Genomic DNA, 20,808 nt, shown 5'->3' with positions numbered 1-20,808 from the left:
GTGGTAATTACCGGTAAATCAAGTTCTATCAGTATGAGAACCATTTTTCACCACATACTATTTTTAACCCATCGTATAGGAAGTGACTTGGATGGACGGACAAATCTTTATTCGGCTGCGCCATCGAATCAAAACTGGTATTGATCAGCTCATTTATTTAGAGGATATCGCCCAAATCACTGGTGATGAGTTTGCTGTGCAAAAGCTTAGCAAAATGCCGGTGTATCATGTCAGCAAAAAGGATCGTCACATCGTCGTACTTGATATCATGCATGTCGTCAAAACGATCAAAAAAACGTGGCCGGATATCGACATTCAAACCGTCGGCGGCTCTGAAGCTATTGTTGAAATTGATACAGGCAAACGCCAGCTTTCTCCCGTTTTATTTGTGTTTGTATGGCTCTTATTATTTGTCGGAGCGGCCCTTGCCATTATGAATTTCCACGAGGATGTCAGTATGCGGCTCGTTCATATCCGTCTATATGAAATGATCACTGGAAAAACGGTTGAGCATCCGTATTTATTACAAATTCCATATAGCTTTGGACTCGGCTTTGGCATGATTTTGTTTTTCAATCATGTATTTAAAAAGCGTTTAAATGAAGAACCAAGTCCGCTCGAGGTGGAAATGTTTAAATATCAGCTTGATCTCGATCATTACGTCGCACTCAACGAAAATAAAGAAACATTGAAAGATATCCATGATCGGTAAATGGCTTTTTGTCGTACTCGTTGGACTTGGCGGCGGTTTAACGGTCGGAGCAGGATTTGTGGCATTTCTTACAGTGCTTGGCATCATTCCCCGCTTAATGCAATTAACCAAAACGCAGCGCTTCATACAAGGGTACGAGGCGGCTGTCATTAGCGGTGCGGTCGTTGGCGGCTGGGCCACCTTAAGTCAAATACATCTGCATTTAACCAAATGGCTGGCACTGCCGGTCGGTCTCTTATCAGGTATCTTTGTCGGCATGCTTGCAGCTGCACTCACTGAAGTATTAAATGTACTTCCTATATTAACGAAAAGAATTGGAATGGACGGGAAAATTGTTTTGCTGCTCATGGCCATCGTCTTAGGAAAGGTATTTGGTTCACTATTTCATTGGCTTATTTATATTTAAGAAATTGGAGGGAACAACACGTGTCGAGTTTAAAAGAGAACTATCCATCTAAGGTAAAAACGTATCAGCCCAAACCTCCTTATGTCATCAACTGCATCAAGGCGTTTTTAGTTGGCGGCTTAATCTGTCTGATAGGTGAGGGGCTGCAAAATTTCTATATCCATTTTTTTGATTTTAACGAAAAGACAGCAGGGAATCCGACGGTGGCAACCCTCATTTTAATTTCTTCTCTATTAACGGGTATCGGTATTTACGATAGAATCGGCCAGTTTGCTGGAGCCGGATCGGCCGTACCAGTGACAGGCTTTGCTAACAGTATGACAAGTGCTGCCCTTGAGCATAAAAGTGAAGGGCTTGTTTTAGGTGTTGCCACAAATATGTTTAAACTCGCTGGGAACGTCATTGTGTTTGGTGTCGTTTCCGCATATGTCGTAGGGATCATTCGATACGTCTTTGAAAAGATGTTTTCGTAGGAGGAATGAAAGGTGAAACTAACAGGTAAACAATCTTGGGTATTTGAGCACAAGCTTTATGTCAATGCAGAAGGAACTGCTGCAGGACCGAAAGAAAAAGAAGGCCCGATTGGCCATTTAATTGATAAAACGTATGATGAAATGCACTGTGATCAAAAGAATTGGGAAATGGCTGAAAGGAAGCTCATGGATGATGCGATATCAACCGCTTTATCAAAAGCAAATTTTCAAAAAAGCGATATTGACCTGTTGCTGGCTGGAGATTTACTCAATCAGAACGTCACTGCAAACTATGTGGCAAGAGAGCTGAAGATCCCGTTTCTTTGCTTGTTTGGGGCATGCTCGACTTCAATGGAATCGGTTGCCATTGCGTCAGCGCTCATTGATGGCGGTTTTGCAAATAGAGCCATTGCAGCGACAAGCAGCCATAATGCGACGGCAGAACGCCAATTTCGTAATCCGACAGAATACGGCGGACAAAAGCCCGATACAGCAACAAGTACAGTGACAGGAAGCGGAGCTGTTATTATCAGCCAAGAAATCTCTGACATTCAAATTACAAGCGCAACAGTAGGCAGGGTCATGGATCTTGGCATTACAGATCCATTTGATATGGGATCGGCCATGGCACCGGCAGCGGCAGACACCATCAAGCAGCATTTAGAAGACTTAGGAAGAACAGTAGATGATTACGATCTGATTTTAACTGGTGATTTATCAGGCATTGGTTCACCGATCTTAAAGGATCTTCTGAAAGAAGACGGCATTCAGCTTGGGCGAAAGCACGATGATTGCGGTTTAATTATCTATACACCCGACCAAAACGTATTCGCAGGAGGCAGCGGCTGTGCTTGTTCAGCTATTGTGACATTTAGTCATATTTTTCAAGAAATGAAAGCAGGGAATTTGCAAAGAGTACTTGTTGTGGCAACCGGGGCGTTACTCAGCCCGATGATGGTTCAGCAAAAAGAGACCATTCCAACCATTGCGCACGGTGTCGTATTTGAGCGTGCAGGAGGAGAGAGCTAATGGATTATCTTATCGCTTTTGTGGCAGGCGGACTTATTTGCGTCATTGGCCAGCTTTTACTAGACGTACTTAAACTCACGCCTGCACATGTCATGACTACTTTTGTTGTAGCGGGTACCATTTTAGATGGATTCGGTATTTATGATAAATTTATTGAATTTGCAGGTGCGGGCGCCACCGTACCAATCGTCAGCTTTGGTCATAGCTTGCTTCATGGGGCAATGCATCAGGCAGATGTACATGGATTCATCGGCATCGGTATCGGTATTTTTGAATTAACCTCTGCTGGAATATCAGCTGCGATTTTATTCTCATTTATTGTCGCACTTATCTTTAAACCGAAAGGATAACCGAATATGGGGCAAAGACGGAAAGTCATTTTAGTGACAGACGGAGATATATATGCTGCCAAAACCATAGAGCTTGCTGCTAAAAACGTCGGCGGACGATGTATTTCCAGTTCAAAAGGAAATCCAAGCAAACGGACAGGACCTGAACTTGTTCAGATGATTTTAAAAACGCCGTATGATCCAGTCTTTGTGATGTTTGATGATTCTGGTCTGACAGGTGAAGGAACAGGGGAGACGGCGATGAAACATGTGGCGCGCCACCCTGAAATCGAAGTTATTGGTGCGATCGCAGTTGCATCCAAGACGCATCAAGCAGAATGGACAAAGGTTCATGTCTCGATTGACCGGGAAGGTGAACTGACAGAATATGGTGTCGACAAACACGGTCTTCCCGAAATGGAGCCCCATAAAATGAGCGGGGATACAGTGTATTGCCTTGACTCCCTCAACCTTCCGTTAGTTGTCGGGATTGGAGATATTGGCAAGATGGGACGAAAAGATGATCTGAGCAAGGGATCTCCAATCACGATGAAAGCAGTGGAATTAATACTAGAAAGGAGTGGTTACCATGAAGAAAGACAAGGTAAACGTGTACCGAGACCCGAAGAAAAATGAAGATTACTTCAAGGAAAATGTCGGGATGGGTCTCAGCTTTGACCTTGGTGTTCGGAAAATTTATATACACGATCAGGAAATCCAGCTTTACTATGTAAACGGATTGTGTGATACACAGTATGTCATCTACTTATTAAAAGAGCTAATCGAAATCAATGACAACGAACCTGAATCAGATGATCTTGCACATGTAGTCGAGAACCGCCTTGTCAATCAGCAGGTGTCCAAGGTAGAAACGCTGGATGAAGCAGTGGATCAAGTACTGTCTGGGCTTGTAGCAGTCGTTGTAGAAGGTGAAAACTACGCCTTTATCATTGATGTTAGAAGCTATCCTGGCAGAATGCCTGAGGAGCCGGATACAGAAAAGGTGGTCCGGGGAGCAAGGGACGGCTTTGTTGAAAACATTATTGTAAACACAGCGCTGATTCGAAGAAGAGTACGGGATGAAAAGCTGCGATACAAAATGCTCAAAGTAGGCGAACGTTCAAAAGCGGATGTCTGTGTTTGCTATATTGAAGATATTGCAGACCCTGACTTAGTAGATATTATAGAAAAAGAAGTATCAGGAATCAAAGTGGATGGGCTGACGATGTCTGATAAAACGATTGAAGAATTTATTATTAAGCAAGGATATAATCCCTTTCCGCTAGTGCGTTACACCGAGCGTCCAGATGTCGCCGCTAACCACATATTAGAAGGGCATGTCATCATCATTACGGATACATCCCCTAGTGTCATCATTACACCAACCACTATTTTTCACCACGTTCAGCATGCAGAAGAATACCGCCAGGCACCTGCCGTTGGTACATTCTTAAGATGGGTACGCTTTTTAGGCATTTTATGTTCTACCTTTCTTTTGCCGATTTGGTTTCTTTTTATCCTCGAACCAAATCTCCTGCCAGACAATTTAAGCTATATTGGATTTAACAAACCTTCTCATATCCCTGTGATTCTCCAAGTATTTCTTGCTGATTTCGGGGTGGAATTTTTAAGGATGGCTGCGATTCATACGCCAACCGCATTGTCGACCGCCATGGGGCTGATTGCGGCTGTTTTAATTGGACAAATCGCCATTGATGTTGGTTTATTTACACCAGAGGTCATCTTATACGTCTCGCTGGCAGCGATCGGTACCTTTACAACGCCAAGCTATGAGCTGAGTGTCGCCAATAAGATTGTAAGGCTCATCATCCTAGCACTAGTGGCAATCTTTAAGCTGAATGGACTCATCATTGGTTTTACGTTGTTAATCATTTATTTAACATCCATTCGTTCATTGCAGACGCCTTATATGTGGCCGTTCATTCCTTTTAATGGAAAGGCTTTGTGGCAAGTGCTAATTCGGACGTCTGTTCCTGGCTCAAAAGTAAGGCCGAGCATCGTTCACCCTCAAAACAGATCAAAAATTCCGCCAAATTCTTAACGCTCATTGAAAGTGGCTGAAGATTGTGATATTGTATTTTTAACTTTGAGACACGGCAAAAGGCAGCTCACGCAGCTGCCTTTTTTCAGCCGAAGCGGAGAAAGAGGGAATGACATTGTATTTACACGGCACTTGCAGACAAAATGAACTCGGTCATTTAGAAATTGGTGGTGTTGATGCCGTTTCTTTAGCTGAAACGTATGGGACACCACTTTATGTATATGATGTGGCTTTAATACGGGAGCGCGCAAAAAGCTTTCAAAAAGCGTTTATAGAAGAAGAATTAACGGCGCAGGTAGCATATGCGAGTAAAGCATTTTCCTCCATCGCCATGTTTCAGCTTGCCAAAGAAGAAGGATTATCTCTTGATGTCGTATCAGGCGGTGAGCTTCACACAGCCATTTGCGCTGGATTCCCAGTAGAAAAAATTCATTTCCATGGCAATAATAAAAGCAGAGAAGAATTAAAAATGGCTTTAGAGCATGGGATCGGCTGTATTGTTATAGATAATTTCTATGAAATGAAGCTCATTGAACAGCTTGGTCAAGAGCTGTCAAAAAAAGTCAAAGTATTGCTCCGCATCACGCCTGGTGTCGAAGCGCATACGCATGATTACATTACGACAGGTCAAGAGGATTCAAAATTTGGCTTTGATCTTCACAATGGACAAGCAGATGAAGCGGTGAAACAAGTGCTTGGATCAGAAGTCATCGAGCTTTTAGGAGTCCATTGTCATATCGGTTCACAAATTTTTGATACGGCTGGTTTTGTCCTTGCAGCAGATAAAATCTTTTTGAAGCTGGATGAATGGAGAGAATCATTTGGTTTTATTTCTACAGTATTAAACTTAGGCGGCGGTTTTGGGATTCGTTATACAGAAGAGGATGAACCACTTCCTGCAACAGAATATGTCGAGAAAATTATCCAAGCTGTGAAAGAGAACGTTGCCCGCTATGAGTTTGATATGCCAGAGATTTGGATAGAACCAGGCCGTTCTCTTGTAGGAGATGCAGGGACGACTCTTTATACGATCGGATCATCAAAACATGTACCTGGCATCCGCGATTATGTGGCGATAGATGGCGGAATGAGTGATAACATTCGTCCAGCTTTATATCAAGCGAAATATGAAGCCGCAAGTGCCAACAAAATGAGCCAAACGCATGATCAAACGGTTTCAATTGCCGGTAAATGCTGTGAAAGCGGAGATATGCTCATTTGGGATATCGATCTGCCAGAATTATCACAAGGGGATTTATTAGCTGTCTTTTGTACCGGAGCTTACGGCTATAGTATGTCAAACAACTATAACCGTATCCCGCGCCCAGCTGTTGTTTTTGTAGAAGACGGGGAAGCGCAGCTTGTGGTTGAGCGTGAAACATATGAGGACATTGTCAAACTTGATTTACCGTATCAATCAAAAGTGAAATCATCTACTTAAAAAAGCCGCCTGGTGTTCAGGCAGCTTTTTTTCATGAATTATTTTCCTCCAGTGAATACAGAAACGATCGCATTCCAAATGGAGACAAAGAAATCCCAAATCTTTTGAAGAAGGTTTTTCCCTTCATCCGATTCTATGAATTTAGTAATCTTGTCTTTTGCTTTATCAATTTGAGATCCTACTTGATTCCAATCGATATTGATGTTTTTCATTTTATCAAATAGCGAGACAAGCTGATCTTTTTGATCCTGCGTCAGATTTAAGTTCAAATCAGAAGCAGCCTGATCCACTTTTTCTTCTACTTCTTTTGTGGTTTTAGGAACACCATTTTTTGCAATGTCATCTTTGATTTTTGCAATAAGGGCAGAAGCGTTGTCTTTTCCGATAGAGTCACCCAATTTAGAAGTTGTCACAAGCTCTTCGTTTGCCACCTGCTTCACATCTTCTGGAATGGCTTTGTCGCTTGACACCTCATACGCTTTTAGTAAGCCCGTCAGTGCGGCTGTACCAGATACTTCAAATGGAGCAGTCACGACAACCTTGGCATCTTTGACACCTGCTGTCATTAAAGCATTTAAATACATCTCATCTGTAATGGTCTTGATGTTGTGTGTATCCACAGTCAGACCAGTACCTGATTTTTCAATGGTGATCGATGAAGATGATAATGCTCTCGTCCCGATAGAAGAACGAGGGATATACTTTCCTAAATATTCGTGCTCTTCTTTATTGGTTACTTCAATTTTTGTCGCATTTTCAGGTGGGTTCAACTCGTCAAGCACCTTCTGGCGATCAGCCGGTGTTAGGTCTTGCCCGAGTGTGACGATGACATCGCCGACAGCTGCATCCGCTAAGCTGACTTTTGGCGCACCAATTAGGAAAAGGAGCGCTGCCATCATACCAAGCATCATTTTTTTAAACATGTTGACCTCCTTCAAGTCGAAAGCGTTCCTCTTTCAAGAGAAACTCATCTTTTGAGTACACGTGTTGAAGTGCACTCCATCATATAGACGTAACAAATTGGCTCGACGTTTCAATTTTCTTTTTAAGATGTGTTCCTTTTCCAATAAATGAAGACATGTCATTTAGTCAAATATCATTTTATTAGGAAAAAAGAATCAAGCAACCCTATTTTATCAATCATCAGTTAAGAGGTAAATGACAATCGAAGAGCAGGGGATGTTTAACATCACCGAAAATGTGCTATAATGAGCGTTGTTTAACCTGAAAGGAGAATGTGAAAAATGGCGAAAAAAGGATACATACAATTAACGAATGGAAAGAAAATTGAGTTTGAACTTTACCCAGAGGCTGCTCCAGGTACAGTAGCAAACTTTGAAAAATTAGCGAATGAAGGCTTCTACGATGGATTAAAATTCCACCGTGTGATTCCAGGTTTCGTCAGCCAAGGCGGCGACCCAAACGGTAATGGAACGGGTGGTCCTGGTTACACAATTAAATGTGAAACAGAAGGAAATCCACATCAGCACGAAAGAGGTTCATTATCAATGGCACATGCTGGTAAAGACACAGGCGGCAGCCAATTCTTTATCGTACATGACCCGCAGCCGCACTTAAACGGTGTTCACACTGTTTTTGGCAAGGTAACATCTGGTATCGAGGCTGTACTTGATATGGAGCAAGGCCAAGGCATGGAAAAAGTTGAAGTTGTAGATGCTTAATCTAAAACACCGCTTAATCGCGGTGTTTTTTTATTTTGTTTCTGATTCTACCGTGATTTGTTTCGTTATGCGATAGGTGATGATCCAATACAAAATGGCTAAAGCGCTGATAGAGGCACCAAAAAGACATACTCCGCTCCAGCCATAGGCTGCGTATATGCTGGTTGAAACAATTGAACCGGTCGCACTGCCGATGGAGTAAAAAATCATGTAAGCGGCAGTAAGCCGGCTTCTCGCCTCAGGCCGTACTGTAAAAATCATACTCTGATTGGTCACATGTACTGCCTGCACAGATACGTCAAGAATGATAATGCCAATGACTAATGCAATAAGTGAATATTCAGTCAAACTGATGAAAAACCATGAAATGAATAAGAGGACAAGGGCTATACCGGTTGTGAACTGTCCAAAACCTCGATCAGCAAGGCTGCCAGCCCGAGCAGCTCCTAACGCTCCGGCTGCCCCAGCAAGACCAAATGCGCCAATAGCAGTATGTGAAAGAGAGTATGGCGCTGTACTGAGAGGCAGCACGAGTGAAGTCCATAACGTACCAAAGACAATAAAAATCAGAAGAGCCAGAATCCCACGGATGCGGAGAATTCGTTCTTGTATAAACAATGTAAACATTGAACGAAGCAGATCAGCATAGGATAATGATTCTCTTTTGCTGTTATCATGCGGGAGCACTCGGAACAATACGCCAGTCAGGATAAGCATGATGACGGTAGAAACAAGATAAACAAACCTCCAGCCAGCAAAATCGGTTAATACACTGGCAAAGGTCCGGGCGAGAAGAATACCGATTACAATTCCACTTTGCACCAAGCCGACTATACGGCCGCGCTCTTCTGGAGCAGCCCAACTTGCTGCAAACGCAACGAGTACCTGAGTGACTACAGCGAGCAGTCCGACCACTGCTAATCCTAGAAATAGGACGGCGATGATAGGAGCAATGCCGACTAGAATGAGGGCAAGCACAGATAAAAGCATCTGACCAATGATGAGCCGGCGTCGATTCAACAGATCACCAAGTGGTACTATCAGTAGCAGCCCCGCTGCATAACAAAGCTGAGTAATCGTAATGACAATACCGATGGATGAATACGTGATACCGAACTCGTCTGCCAGTGAATCTAATAACGGTTGTGCGAAGTATATGTTTGCAACAGTCATCCCGCACGATGCTGCAAAAAGTAGTGCCATATAGTGAGTCATTTTTGATCCAGGCTTTATTCGAAAATGAGCCGTTTTCATATCAGGATGATCTCTTGGAGTCATTTTATCTTTAACCATTCATTGCATCCTCTCCTTTTTATACTAAAAAGTATAATATACCGATAAGTATAAATTGATTTCTGTTAAGGATAACCAACAAAATGTTTTAAAGTCAAGAGTTTAATCCAGTTATTCTAAGTTAATTTTGAAAGTAAAAAGGTAGGTTTGACAATTTTACATGAATAAAATAAAATTATAATGTACTGATTGGTAATAAAAAATGATATCCTTACAAATAAATAAATGAATAATTGTTTTGGTGAAATGATTTTATTATTGAAAAGAGGAATTGATGATGGTTCGACAGCGTGAGTTTGATGAGGAAAAAGCGTTGGATGATGCAATGGTGCTTTTTTGGGAAAAGGGATATAGAGCTACAACGTTAAGCGATTTGACTGCAAAAATGGGAATACAGCGGCCAAGCTTATACTCAGCCTTTGGAGATAAAGAGGAGTTATTTGAGGCTGCCTTACGCAAATATACAAAGCAGCATGCAGTCCGTATTCGAACAAAACTTCAAAACAATCAATCTGTAAAGGAAGCATTTCATACATTATTTACAGATGTAGTGGAAGAGGAATACAGGGATGGCCCGAGTAAAGGCTGTTTTTGCATTAATACGATAGTGGAGCTTGCTCCACACGAAGAGAAATTTGAAATTCTGACAAGAGAGCATCAGATGTATCTTTCGGTCATATTTGAAGAAAAGATTGTGCAAGGTATTCGCTCTGGTGAGCTTGAAAGCAGCTTGAATGCTAAAGCCTTAGCACAGACGCTGGTCGTTTCTTTCATCGGGCTTACCGTCCTCATGAAGTCACGTCCAGAGCGTTCATTTGTAGATCATTCTGTAGCGACGATCCTATCCATTTTAAAATAAAATGGACAACACGCTATGACAGCTTCCGTGAAAAAATCATACAGCATAGTGAAAGCGTATTTGATCCATTACATCAAAATACGCTTTTTCTTATAGGGCAGTCATGCACAGAATGTGTTTTTATGATATGATAAGAGAACAAACATTCGTATTCGGGGGGTGCCAGCACATCCAGAATGCAAATGTAGAAAGCGAAAAGAAAGAAGGGGAGACTTTGAAACCACTCACAAAAGAAGAGAGAAATCAAATGACGATGGCTATTCAGCGTTATTTTGCCGAAGAACGAGAAGAAGAGATTGGTGAATTAGCAGCCATTAATATACTAGAATTTATCACAAAAAACCTTGGAAGCTACTACTATAATCAAGGGGTTCGCGACAGCCGCAGCATCGCTGTTCAGCGGTCACAATTGTTAGAGGAAGACTTATTCGCACTCGAAAAAAGAATATAATGAAAAGCTTGCAGTATGGTGTGTTACGAACTAATAAATAGGAAAAAGACCCCCTTAATAAAGAACGCATATTCGTATCATATGTAATGATTAAGAGGTGGAACCAAAGGGCCATCTGAATCGTTATATAAGTAACCATTAATGAAAATATGCTTTTTTGGTTTTATTTCAATAATAGAAGGAATAAAACATACAAATAGGCGAAGTGCAGATGATGGAGGTTCTAAATATGGGGAAAATTAAATTAAAAATTGCGATTTTATTTGTTTTACTGCTTTGTTTAGGCGCAGGTTATTTATACATGAATGGCATGAAAATTGATGATGTGCCAACAGCTATTGGCGAAAGCTTAACAAATAATGATAAAGATTACACCATCTATGAATATACCATTACGAAAATTGATGGAGATGAATATTACGGTCAAGCGAAGAATGGCACAAAAATCATTTTTAATGGTAAGAAATTTGAAGATGATGTGGCCGATCTGAAAAAAGGAGATCGTATTAAAGCCTACTTTAGTAATGAAAAAAGAATAGATGGGCTGATAAAAGTTGTAAAAGTCGTCAATTAACATGTCTCCTTTCCTATAAGGAGGCTTTTTTTGTGAAGAAATCTTGATTGTTGCATTTGACCACAAGGATCGCTATAATAGCCCCTAAGGACAGCTAAATATCGATTGTATCCTTCGGGGCAGGGTGAAAATCCCGACCGACGGTAATAAAGCAAATGCTTTACAGCCCGTGACCCGTTAATTTATTAACGGTTGATTCAGTGAAAAGCTGAAGCCGACAGTGAAAGTCTGGATGGGAGAAGGATAAAGAAAGCTATGAACGAAAAATATTTGTTGATCATAGTCTTATTTCTGATGCAAAAAAACCACAGCCCCGGAATTTTTTCCGGGGCTTTCTGTATGTTTCTGTCTTTAATAGACTGCATACAGTGTTTATTAGGTGATCCCTCATCTACCTTGTATGGACCATAAAAAGCGACGAAGGTGCTCAATCGATCACATGTCCCTAACATCGCTTTTTTTAAAAGTGAGAAATACAAATGAAACGAAAGGGAGGATCACATGTTTACGGGGATAATTGAAGAAGTTGGCACCGTTCAGTCATTAAGTAAAAAGTCAGCAGCTGCCATGGAAATTGTCATTACATGCAGCCGTGTGCTGGAAGATGTTCACCTCGGAGACAGTATCGCCATTAATGGAGTATGTCTCACAGTCACTAGCTTCACAAAAGAACAGTTCGCGGCAGATGTGATGCCAGAGACGGTCAAAGCCACATCGCTGGATCAGCTGACAAAAGGCAGTCCAGTGAATTTAGAGCGAGCCATGTCCTCAAATGGACGATTTGGCGGCCACTTTGTCTCAGGCCATGTTGATGGAACGGCTGTCATTACCCGGATAGAAAAGAAGAGTAATGCCATTTACTATGATTTAAAGATGAACAAGACCCTCACAGATATGCTCACCCAAAAGGGTTCGATCGCAATAGATGGTGTCAGCTTGACCATTTTCGATTTGCGAGATTCACATGTCACAGTCTCTATTATTCCTCACACGCTTGAAGGAACTATTTTCCCGACTAAATCTATGGGGGATATCGTGAATATAGAGTGTGACATGATCGGTAAATACATTTATCGCTTTTTAACAAAAGAGCAGAGCGAAAAACAGCCATCTCGATTGACCCCATCATTTCTAAAAGAGCACGGATTCTAGGAGGCGATTGTATGTATCATTCCGTTGATGAGGCAGTAAATGCCCTTAAACAAGGAGAAATCATTATCGTAGTGGATGATGAAGACAGAGAAAATGAAGGAGACTTTGTGGCACTTGCTGAGCATGCCACACCTGAGGTGATTAACTTCATGGCTTTACATGGAAGAGGCCTCATTTGTACGCCAGTCGATGCGTCGATCGCAAAACACCTGAATCTGCATCCAATGGTTGAACATAATACGGATGCACACCATACAGCATTTACAGTAAGCATCGACCATGTGACAACGACGACTGGTATTAGTGCTTTTGAGCGCTCCACGACCATGCTGGCCATGTTAAATAAAGACGCAAAACCAGACGAATTTGCCCGTCCAGGACATGTTTTTCCGCTTATTGCAAAAGAGGGCGGCGTACTAGAAAGACCGGGTCATACAGAGGCGGCGGTTGATCTTGCTAAACTGGCAGGCTCAGAGCCAGCGGGTGTCATATGTGAAATTATGAATGCAGATGGATCAATGGCGCGCGTCCCTGAACTAAAGGAGATCCAAAAACAGCATGATTTAAAGATGCTGACAATCGAAGCATTACAGACATATTTAAACAACAATCGAACAGCCGCTATTGAAACAAAATAAAAATCACAAAAAAGGATGATCAACATATGAATACAATACAAGGTCATGTAGTAGCAGAAGGACTAAAATTTGCAATCGTTGTAGCGAGATTCAATGATTTTATTACAAGTAAACTGTTAGATGGAGCAGAAGATACATTACTCAGACACGGAGCAAATGGTGATGATATCGATGTTGTGTGGGTACCAGGCGCTTTTGAAATCCCGTACATGGCAAAAAAATTAGCAGAAACCAAAAAATATGATGCAGTCATCACACTTGGAACCGTGATCAGAGGCGCAACGACTCACTATGATTACGTTTGTAATGAAGCTGCTAAAGGAATTGCTCAGAGTGCTATGTCAACAGGGGTACCGATTATCTTTGGTGTACTCACAACAGAATCTATTGAACAAGCCATTGAAAGAGCTGGTACAAAAGCAGGAAATAAAGGCAGCGAATCGGCTGCAGCTGCTATTGAAATGGCGAATCTCAATCGAACGTTCTCTTAATTTAGTGAAAAAGAGTTTAAAAACGGTATAAAAATGTTTATAATGTGTGATGAGCAAATGAATCATAAGACATTTGCTGGAAATTAGGATAATTTGAATATTGAGGGGTATATATGTTAATTCGTTACAAGAGGTCTTTTGAAAAAATTGCCATGGGACTTCTGTCCTTTATGCCGGGTGAGAAAGACGTCAAACAGCTTCAGCAGACGATGAAGTCATATGAAATGGATGAAGATCGGCAGCTGTTCCTATGGAAAGATGGCGAGGATATTGTAGGTGCTATTGGTGTGCTCAAAACAGACGACCAAGTACAAATTGAGCATATTAGTGTGAATCCATCCCATCGTGATCAAGGAATCGGCAAGGAAATGGTTTTAGCCGTGGAAGAAATATTTAAAACCAAAACACTCATTCCAAATGAATTAACGCAAGGCTTCTTTCATAAGTGTCACAGCGAATCAAATTAAATATCACACATGTAAAAGCAGAGGCTACAGTCCTCTGCTTTTTTTACGTTCAATCTGCTTTTTTCGTTCCAGCAAAACTTCTGTCCGGTCACGGAGTCTATGTTTTTCGATTAAAAATGTATGGGATAAGTTGCTTTCCTGTCCAAAGAGCAGTCCTTCTTTTTGGGCCATTTCTTGGCATAAAGAAAGAAGTGCTTCATCTTTGATCGGCAGCATCACACTCTCATAGGGCATATCTTCATCCATTTTCTTTTTCAGCGTTCTCAGAAGCATCAGAAATGCCTCATCATCCAGACCGAGATTCGATAATACTGAACGGTTTGCTTCTAACAAATGAAGACTGTTAGAAATGAGCCGTTTTGCTCCTTTTCCATTTCCCCGTCTTTGATGATACAAGGCAACAGCGAGCTGAATGAGCCCGACCCAATAGTCTTTGCGCTGCTTAGGGGGATCTTCTTTCCAATATTCCTCTAGAATTTCATGACACTCAAAATAATCTCTTGTCGTATGAAATTCGTGTAAAAAAGCCACGTACGCTTCAGGATACACAGCGGTCATCTCCTTTTCCACTCTCAGTCTAACATATCGAAAAGAAAAGAAGAAAGAGCGTCCCTTTAGTGAAAAGGACGCTCTGTTTCTTTAATAAACCCAAGCCGCGCCAACGATGATCAGCAAGATGAAAAGCACGACAATAAGCGCGAATCCTCCGCCGAAGTTATAGCCATCTCCCATAATGATACGGCCTCCTTTTTCATCAGTTCTGATTACAATGGTATTCTATGTATAAATGCCCTTATTGGTATGGGCGGATCCACTGTTTTTCTTGATTTGCCTAAGGCATTATGGCCGAAATTATATTGGACGAGAGCTTTATCCTGTCTTATACTAAAGGTTAGCCGGTGAAACGGTACTTAGAAGACAGTAGAAATGGTGAGAAAAAGATGCTGGAATATCAGGTGAAAATAGATTCGTTCGAGGGTCCTTTGGACTTGCTTTTACATTTAATTAACCGGTTGGAAATTGATATTTATGATATTCCCGTCGCTAAAATTACGGAGCAGTATTTATTATATGTCCACACGATGAGGGAGCTTGAGCTCGATGTTGCGAGCGAATATTTGGTCATGGCTGCAACACTCCTGAGTATTAAAAGCAGAATGCTTCTTCCAAAACAAGAGGAAGAGCTGTTTGATGAAGACCTGCTCGAAGAGGAAGAAGATCCTCGAGAAGAGCTGATTGGCAAATTGATTGAATACCGCAAGTATAAAAATGCAGCACAAGAACTAAAGGAACGCGAAGAAGAAAGGCAAAATGCCTTTACAAAACCACCGAGTGATTTAAGCGAATTTGCAAAAGAATCAGAAGCGAAGGACACAAATTTACACGTAACGGTGTATGATATGTTAGGTGCGTTCCAAAAGGTATTAAATCGAAAGAAAATAACGAAACCAGCACCATCAAAGATTACAAGACAAGAAATCCCGATTGAAGACAAAATGAATGAGATTATGAACCATTTAAGAAAAACAAAAAAGCGGACCAATTTCATGACTCTATTTCAACATGATCAAAAGGAGCACCTTGTCGTGACGTTTCTTGCTGTTCTCGAATTGATGAAAAGTCATCAAATCTTGCTAGAGCAGGAAGGGAACTTTGAAGACATTTATATCATAGGGAGTGAAACGATTCATGACGCTTGATATCGTGAATTGGAAAGCCATCTTAGAAGCGCTGCTGTATGCAGCAGGTGACGAAGGCTTAACAAGAAAACAGCTCATGTCTGTTCTTGAAGTAGATGAGTCGGTATTACTCGACATTATGTCTTCCGTAAAGGAAGAATATCAAAAACAAGAACGAGGGATTGAGCTCATTGAATATGCAGATTCATATATGCTGCTGACGAAAAAAGAATACAGCATGTATTTAAAAAAATTAGTCGAGACACCATCCAAGGGTTTGTCGCAGGCAGCGCTGGAGGTGCTTGCCATTGTTTCTTATAAACAGCCGATTACACGCAGTGAGGTAGAGGAGATTAGAGGAGTCAAATCAGAGCGGGTACTTCATAGCTTAGTAGCCAAAGCACTGCTCTGTGAAGTAGGACGTGCCGATGGTCCGGGACGAGCGATTCTGTATGGGACAACCCCTACCTTTTTAGAGCAATTTGGCTTAAAAGCTTTAGATGAATTACCGCCGCTTCTAGAGAATGTAGAAGCAGATGGAGTACAAGAAGAGGCCGATCTATTTTTTGAAAACTTCAATCAAACATTTGAAGACATAAAATAGTTCAAAAGAATGAAAAATGTATGATAAAATATAAAAAAGATTTTAGGTCTAAAATCTTTTGATGACAGATAAAATGGTGACAAAGCCATGAGGGGAAGGTAAACACGAAACAAATGGCACATATGAATGTAAAGGCTCAAGTTGATCAAGCAGGCGTCTTTTTATCAAAGGTTGCAATTGAAATGAATGGTTTTCTGAACGAAACCACCTTATCAAGCTTGAAACGATTAAACCCCGAAGCGGAAGCCTATTATTGTGACATATTGAGTACATTACGGAAGCTTGCAGTGTACAGCGAGGATGCAGCAGCAGTTTGCAGGAAAATGGGCCAGCAGCAGACATTCCCGCAGCAAGCCGCACAGAAGATGCTCCACCGTATTTATCATCAATGTATTGAAGAATTTTTCACGCCTAAAAAGGATACATGGTATGAAGACAGCCGTTCGGCCTATACAGGAAAAAGCAGCATTGTTTTTCACCATGAAGTATCCGCTGATATGAAACAATTATTTTCTTCATTAGAAAAAGACTTTTTAGCGATGAGAGAAGAGCTGGAATATACGACTTCTCATCAGCAAGTGAAAATGGTATAAGCAATTTGAAGAAGCGCCTCTATATGTAGAGGCGCTTTTTTTTATGGACGAGGCATCATAACTTTTTCAGCTGAGCATACACTTGTACAAAACGGACAAGGACGTGAATGAACATGCCCTATTTAAAAATTGGAACAGCAGTCCTTCTTCTATTTACACTCTTACTGCCTTTTTCCTCACATGCCAAAGCAGACATTTCATTATCAGTGAGTGCAAGAAGCGCCATTTTAATAGATGGACAGTCAGGCAGAGTCCTATTTGGAAAGGACGAGCACGAAAAAAGAAGAATCGCCAGTATTACAAAAATCATGACGGCTGTATTAGCCATTGAATCAGGAAAAATGAAAGATACCGTCAAAGTATCAAAACGTGCGATTCAGGCGGAGGGGTCATCCATTTATTTAAAGGAAGGGCAGAAGGTGAGCTTAGAAGATTTGACATACGGGCTCATGCTGCGTTCTGGAAATGATGCAGCTGTTGCCATTGCAGAGCATGTTGGCGGCAGCTTAGAAGGATTTATCTTTATGATGAATCAAAAGGCGGCTGAACTAGGAATGGAGAATACGAATTTTCAAAATCCGCACGGACTCGATGATCATAAAAATCATTATTCATCAGCCTATGACATGGCGATCCTAACAAAATACGCGATGAAACATAAACAATATCAAAAAATTGCCGGTACAACTTTCTATAAAGCGAAGACAATGGAAGGCTATTGGAAAAATAAAAACAAGCTGCTTACCGGTTTATACGAATATTCCACTGGAGGGAAAACAGGATATACAAAGCTTGCAAAACGAACACTTGTCTCCACCGCTGCAAAGGGTGATGCTCAGCTGATCGCTGTGACCATTAATGCACCTGACGACTGGAAGGATCATATTTCTATGTTTGAATATGCATTTGATCACTATAAAACGTATGTGCTTGCTGAAAAAGGAAGGCTTGCTTCGTTAAAAGGGACCTTTTACGAAAAAAAAGCGTTTATCAAGCGTGATGTGGACTATTTTTTAAATGAAGATGAGAAAAAACTTGTCAAAATTGAAACGGAAATGCTCACCCCTGAAAAGAAGTGGAAAAAAAACGCCGAAGCCATCCCAGATGTTGTAGGAAAAATGACGATTTTGTTAGATGGACAGGTGATCGAGCAATTACCGATTTTTTATGAAAATAAACGAAACCGCATGCCTCAAAAAAGCTTTCAAGAAATGTTTAAGTCTGTCTTTCAGACATCTATAGGCGGATCTTCATGGTCAATCTAATTTGGGTATTTCTCACTGTCATCGGTCTTGTCTATGCGATGTTTAATGGAACGATGCAGGAAGTAAACGAGGCTGTATTTAAAGGCTCAAAAGAAGCGGTTACTATTTCAATTGGTTTGATTAGTGTCCTCGTTTTTTGGCTCGGGCTCATGAAGATTGCCGAAGAGGCAGGGCTGTTAAAATTCTTTAGTAAATTGTGCCGGCCTTTTATTTCAAAGCTATTCCCGGATATTCCGCCTAATCATCCTGCAATGGGGTATATTTTGTCCAATCTCATGGCGAATTTCTTTGGTCTCGGGAATGCCGCTACACCGCTTGGGATTAAGGCGATGGAGCAGATGAAAGCATTAAACGGCGGAAAAAATGAGGCAAGCCGTTCTATGATTACATTTCTAGCAGTCAACACATCCTCTATCACACTTGTGCCAACAACCGTCATAGCAATAAGAATGACCTATGGGGCAGATCAGCCAACAGACATTGTAGGGCCAACCATTTTAGCAACACTCATTTCAGGAATCGGTGCAATTATCATCGATCGTTATTTCCACTATCGCAGAAGCAGGCGGGGGTGATCTTGTGGCATTTATTAACTGGCTGTCACTTGCTTTGATTCCACTGATCATCGCAGGAATTTTGATTGCTGGAACCATTAAAAAGGTACCAACCTATGAAACATTTGTGGAGGGAGGAAAAGAGGGCATTCAAATTGCCTTTTCAATCATTCCCTATTTAGTCGGTATGCTTGTAGCCATTACGATATTCCGTGCATCAGGTGCGCTTGATTTTGTTATGGGACTATTAAAACCAGTCTTTACAGCGATTGGTTTCCCGCCAGAAGTCGTGCCGCTTGCGTTTATTCGCCCGATATCAGGAACGGCTGCACTCGGAATGACATCTGACTTAATAGCGACGTATGGCCCAGATTCTTTTATTGGCCAGCTTGCAGCTGTCATGCAAGGGTCAACAGACACCACCCTTTACATTTTAACGGTCTATTTTGGAGCAGTCGGGATTAAAAAAATGGGAGATGCGCTGAGAGTAGGTTTGCTAGCAGATCTCATTGGTGTCATTGCCTCTGTGATTATCGTCAGTTTGTTATTTAGCGGCGCCTAATCAGGCGCTTTTTTGTATTTCATGGATGGAAAATCGCTTTTTAGCTGAAATTAGACAGACGAAACGCTTATTTTTCCACGAATGCTTGTTTGTTTTAAGTCAAGCAAGTAAGATAGTACATGAGGTGAAAGACAAATGGAACGTTTACAGAAAGTAATTGCACATGCCGGCGTCGCTTCAAGACGAAAGGCTGAAGAATTAATTAAAGAAGGACGAGTTACCGTTAATGGTCAAACAGTGACAGAGCTCGGAGTAAAGGTGGGCTCTTCAGATAAAATTGAAGTCAATGGATTAAAGCTTGAAAGAGAAGAACCGGTTTACTTTATGCTTTATAAACCGCGCGGCGTCATTTCGGCTGCCGAGGATGATAAAGGACGCAAGGTCGTCACAGATTTCTTTGATGATGTCCCGCAGCGCCTTTATCCAATCGGCCGGTTAGATTATGATACGAGCGGTTTGATTTTGATTACAAATGATGGGGAATTTGCCCATAAGCTCATGCACCCGAAATATGAAATTGATAAAACGTATGCAGCGAAGCTAAAAGGCATTCCATCAAAGGAACTGCTTAGAAAGCTAGAAAAAGGGATCATGTTAGATCATAAAAAAACAGCACCTGCTCGTGCGAAAATGCTTTCTATTGATAAACGAAAGCAAACTTGTATTGTTCAATTAACCATTCACGAAGGCAGAAACAGACAGGTGCGCCGCATGTTTGAAGCGATTGGACATGATGTGTTAAAGCTAAAAAGGGAGCAATATTCGTTCCTTCATATTGAAGGTATGAGACCAGGAGACCGCAGAGAATTGTCTCCGCATGAAGTAAAGCGCCTGAGAGCAATTGCCGATCATGGGAAAAGCGCTTTTTAATTTTCACATAAACTTCAAAAAATGAAGAAGCATCAAAAGAAGGAGAATGCTATAATTTACCTGAATGTCTATGGGGAAGGGGTACTTCAGATGAAAAAAAGACGGTTTTTCATACGGACGGGCATTCTCCTCGTGATGCTTGCTGCACTATGTTATACAATGTATAACTCAGTATTTGCCAAACAGGATCGAGTCAAAGAAGGATCTATTGCGCCAAACTTTGTCCTTCAATCTGTCGATGGGGATCGGATTGAGTTAAAGGACTTAAAAGGCAAAGGTGTCTTTCTTAATTTTTGGGGTACATGGTGTGGTCCGTGTAAACAGGAATTTCCTTATATGGCGAATCAATATGAAGTGTTCAAGGATCGCGGTGTGGAAATTGTTGCAGTCAATGTTGCGGAATCCAAGATTGCCGTGAAAAATTTTATGGAGTCCTATGGCGTGAATTTTCCTGTTGCCATGGACAAAGATCGTCAAGTGACAGAGGCATATGATATTACGCCGCTGCCAACCACATTTTTAATCAGTCCTGAAGGCAAGGTAATCAAAGTCATAAAGGGAACGATGACAGAACGTAATGTCTATGAATATATGAATTTGATTAAACCAAAGGGGTCATAGA

At 41.4% G+C, this 20,808-nt stretch carries 27 protein-coding genes, 1 pseudogene and 1 riboswitch; of the genes and pseudogenes, 24 read left to right on the top strand and 4 right to left on the bottom strand.

The window, feature by feature from the left end; translation table 11 throughout:
- Positions 1-91 precede the first annotated feature (91 nt).
- The 8 genes from NSQ34_RS10565 to lysA all read left to right on the top strand — a co-directional run bounded on the left by NSQ34_RS10565 (position 92) and on the right by lysA (position 6,452).
- Positions 92-712, top strand: coding sequence for a stage V sporulation protein AA (locus NSQ34_RS10565; protein ID WP_034280357.1), 621 nt, complete (start codon positions 92-94; stop codon positions 710-712).
- Entirely contained in the window at positions 702-1,118 is a 417-nt protein-coding gene (locus tag NSQ34_RS10560; protein ID WP_034280358.1) for a stage V sporulation protein AB, read from the top strand. The genes NSQ34_RS10565 and NSQ34_RS10560 overlap by 11 nt, the downstream gene beginning before the upstream one ends.
- Before the next feature lie 20 nt (positions 1,119-1,138).
- Positions 1,139-1,591: a stage V sporulation protein AC gene (gene spoVAC, locus NSQ34_RS10555; RefSeq protein WP_034280360.1), complete on the top strand. Its 453-nt coding sequence runs from the start codon at positions 1,139-1,141 to the stop codon at positions 1,589-1,591.
- Positions 1,592-1,603: 12 nt separating this feature from the next.
- Positions 1,604-2,620, top strand: a complete 1,017-nt coding sequence (gene spoVAD, locus NSQ34_RS10550; protein ID WP_176967018.1) for a stage V sporulation protein AD — start codon at positions 1,604-1,606, stop codon at positions 2,618-2,620.
- A complete protein-coding gene (gene spoVAE / locus NSQ34_RS10545) occupies positions 2,620-2,970 on the top strand; it encodes a stage V sporulation protein AE (RefSeq protein WP_024422860.1) in 351 nt (116 codons plus the stop codon). The genes spoVAD and spoVAE overlap by 1 nt, the downstream gene beginning before the upstream one ends.
- Positions 2,971-2,976: 6 nt before the next feature.
- Complete coding sequence (locus NSQ34_RS10540) at positions 2,977-3,585, top strand: stage V sporulation protein AE (RefSeq protein WP_046311665.1); 609 nt, start codon at positions 2,977-2,979, stop codon at positions 3,583-3,585.
- Positions 3,530-5,011 (top strand): spore germination protein, encoded by a 1,482-nt coding sequence (locus tag NSQ34_RS10535; protein ID WP_087975842.1) that lies wholly within the window; start codon positions 3,530-3,532, stop codon positions 5,009-5,011. Before NSQ34_RS10540 ends, NSQ34_RS10535 begins: the two co-directional genes overlap by 56 nt.
- Positions 5,012-5,126: 115 nt before the next feature.
- Complete coding sequence (lysA, locus tag NSQ34_RS10530) at positions 5,127-6,452, top strand: diaminopimelate decarboxylase (RefSeq protein WP_041117865.1); 1,326 nt, start codon at positions 5,127-5,129, stop codon at positions 6,450-6,452.
- 38 nt (positions 6,453-6,490) lie between these two features.
- Here lysA and NSQ34_RS10525 read toward each other — a convergent pair whose 3' ends face one another.
- Positions 6,491-7,375 (bottom strand): DUF1002 domain-containing protein, encoded by an 885-nt coding sequence (locus NSQ34_RS10525; protein ID WP_024422856.1) that lies wholly within the window; start codon positions 7,373-7,375, stop codon positions 6,491-6,493.
- Between the two features lie 321 nt (positions 7,376-7,696).
- Between NSQ34_RS10525 and NSQ34_RS10520 the strand changes: the two genes are divergently transcribed.
- The gene (locus NSQ34_RS10520; protein ID WP_008359679.1) at positions 7,697-8,134 is read left to right on the top strand and encodes a peptidylprolyl isomerase; all 438 of its coding nucleotides are present in this window, start codon (positions 7,697-7,699) and stop codon (positions 8,132-8,134) included.
- Between the two features lie 30 nt (positions 8,135-8,164).
- Here the strand turns inward: NSQ34_RS10520 and NSQ34_RS10515 are convergent, their stop codons facing one another.
- A complete protein-coding gene (locus NSQ34_RS10515; RefSeq protein WP_342500935.1) occupies positions 8,165-9,427 on the bottom strand; it encodes an MFS transporter in 1,263 nt (420 codons plus the stop codon).
- 277 nt (positions 9,428-9,704) lie between these two features.
- Here NSQ34_RS10515 and NSQ34_RS10510 point away from each other — a divergent pair, with 277 nt between their 5' ends.
- The 7 genes and pseudogenes from NSQ34_RS10510 (at position 9,705) to NSQ34_RS10480 (ending at position 14,059) form a co-directional block, all read left to right on the top strand.
- Positions 9,705-10,286 (top strand): TetR/AcrR family transcriptional regulator, encoded by a 582-nt coding sequence (locus NSQ34_RS10510; RefSeq protein WP_176967020.1) that lies wholly within the window; start codon positions 9,705-9,707, stop codon positions 10,284-10,286.
- Positions 10,287-10,500: 214 nt separating this feature from the next.
- A complete protein-coding gene (locus NSQ34_RS10505) occupies positions 10,501-10,737 on the top strand; it encodes a DUF2164 domain-containing protein (protein WP_061109305.1) in 237 nt (78 codons plus the stop codon).
- 229 nt (positions 10,738-10,966) lie between these two features.
- Positions 10,967-11,311, top strand: coding sequence for a hypothetical protein (locus tag NSQ34_RS10500; protein WP_176967021.1), 345 nt, complete (start codon positions 10,967-10,969; stop codon positions 11,309-11,311).
- 106 nt (positions 11,312-11,417) lie between these two features.
- Positions 11,418-11,559, top strand: a riboswitch (FMN riboswitch).
- A 253-nt stretch (positions 11,560-11,812) separates the two neighbouring features.
- Entirely contained in the window at positions 11,813-12,463 is a 651-nt protein-coding gene (gene ribE, locus NSQ34_RS10495; RefSeq protein ID WP_065214669.1) for a riboflavin synthase, read from the top strand.
- A gap of 11 nt (positions 12,464-12,474) precedes the next feature.
- A pseudogene (gene ribB, locus NSQ34_RS10490) lies at positions 12,475-13,053 on the top strand (3,4-dihydroxy-2-butanone-4-phosphate synthase); the annotation flags it as partial.
- 74 nt (positions 13,054-13,127) lie between these two features.
- Positions 13,128-13,592, top strand: coding sequence for a 6,7-dimethyl-8-ribityllumazine synthase (ribE, locus tag NSQ34_RS10485; protein WP_029706184.1), 465 nt, complete (start codon positions 13,128-13,130; stop codon positions 13,590-13,592).
- Positions 13,593-13,705: 113 nt separating this feature from the next.
- Positions 13,706-14,059: a GNAT family N-acetyltransferase gene (locus NSQ34_RS10480; RefSeq protein WP_024422850.1), complete on the top strand. Its 354-nt coding sequence runs from the start codon at positions 13,706-13,708 to the stop codon at positions 14,057-14,059.
- Between the two features lie 24 nt (positions 14,060-14,083).
- Here NSQ34_RS10480 and NSQ34_RS10475 read toward each other — a convergent pair whose 3' ends face one another.
- A complete protein-coding gene (locus NSQ34_RS10475) occupies positions 14,084-14,608 on the bottom strand; it encodes a DUF309 domain-containing protein (RefSeq protein ID WP_034280377.1) in 525 nt (174 codons plus the stop codon).
- Positions 14,609-14,698: 90 nt separating this feature from the next.
- Positions 14,699-14,791 (bottom strand): YjcZ family sporulation protein, encoded by a 93-nt coding sequence (locus NSQ34_RS10470; protein ID WP_012010430.1) that lies wholly within the window; start codon positions 14,789-14,791, stop codon positions 14,699-14,701.
- 209 nt (positions 14,792-15,000) lie between these two features.
- Here NSQ34_RS10470 and NSQ34_RS10465 point away from each other — a divergent pair, with 209 nt between their 5' ends.
- The 8 genes from NSQ34_RS10465 to NSQ34_RS10430 all read left to right on the top strand — a co-directional run bounded on the left by NSQ34_RS10465 (position 15,001) and on the right by NSQ34_RS10430 (position 20,807).
- Complete coding sequence (locus tag NSQ34_RS10465; protein WP_034280379.1) at positions 15,001-15,759, top strand: segregation/condensation protein A; 759 nt, start codon at positions 15,001-15,003, stop codon at positions 15,757-15,759.
- Positions 15,749-16,342, top strand: coding sequence for an SMC-Scp complex subunit ScpB (gene scpB, locus NSQ34_RS10460; RefSeq protein WP_268456465.1), 594 nt, complete (start codon positions 15,749-15,751; stop codon positions 16,340-16,342). The genes NSQ34_RS10465 and scpB overlap by 11 nt, the downstream gene beginning before the upstream one ends.
- Positions 16,343-16,455: 113 nt before the next feature.
- On the top strand, positions 16,456-16,935 hold the full coding sequence (locus NSQ34_RS10455; protein WP_149126504.1) for a YpuI family protein: 480 nt from the start codon (positions 16,456-16,458) through the stop codon (positions 16,933-16,935).
- Between the two features lie 113 nt (positions 16,936-17,048).
- Complete coding sequence (locus NSQ34_RS10450) at positions 17,049-18,200, top strand: D-alanyl-D-alanine carboxypeptidase family protein (protein WP_024428069.1); 1,152 nt, start codon at positions 17,049-17,051, stop codon at positions 18,198-18,200.
- On the top strand, positions 18,188-18,775 hold the full coding sequence (locus NSQ34_RS10445) for a nucleoside recognition domain-containing protein (RefSeq protein ID WP_024428070.1): 588 nt from the start codon (positions 18,188-18,190) through the stop codon (positions 18,773-18,775). The genes NSQ34_RS10450 and NSQ34_RS10445 overlap by 13 nt, the downstream gene beginning before the upstream one ends.
- 4 nt (positions 18,776-18,779) lie before the next feature.
- The gene (locus NSQ34_RS10440; protein ID WP_176967082.1) at positions 18,780-19,316 is read left to right on the top strand and encodes a spore maturation protein; all 537 of its coding nucleotides are present in this window, start codon (positions 18,780-18,782) and stop codon (positions 19,314-19,316) included.
- A 135-nt stretch (positions 19,317-19,451) separates the two neighbouring features.
- The gene (rluB, locus tag NSQ34_RS10435) at positions 19,452-20,186 is read left to right on the top strand and encodes a 23S rRNA pseudouridine(2605) synthase RluB (protein WP_024422842.1); all 735 of its coding nucleotides are present in this window, start codon (positions 19,452-19,454) and stop codon (positions 20,184-20,186) included.
- A gap of 90 nt (positions 20,187-20,276) precedes the next feature.
- A complete protein-coding gene (locus NSQ34_RS10430) occupies positions 20,277-20,807 on the top strand; it encodes a thiol-disulfide oxidoreductase ResA (RefSeq protein WP_024422841.1) in 531 nt (176 codons plus the stop codon).
- The last annotated feature ends 1 nt before the right edge of the window (position 20,808 follow it).

The sequence above is a fragment of the Bacillus sp. FSL P2-0069 genome, assembly GCF_038593315.1.
Lineage (GTDB): Bacteria > Bacillota > Bacilli > Bacillales > Bacillaceae > Bacillus > Bacillus safensis.
This window is presented reverse-complemented; position numbering and strand designations above follow the sequence as displayed.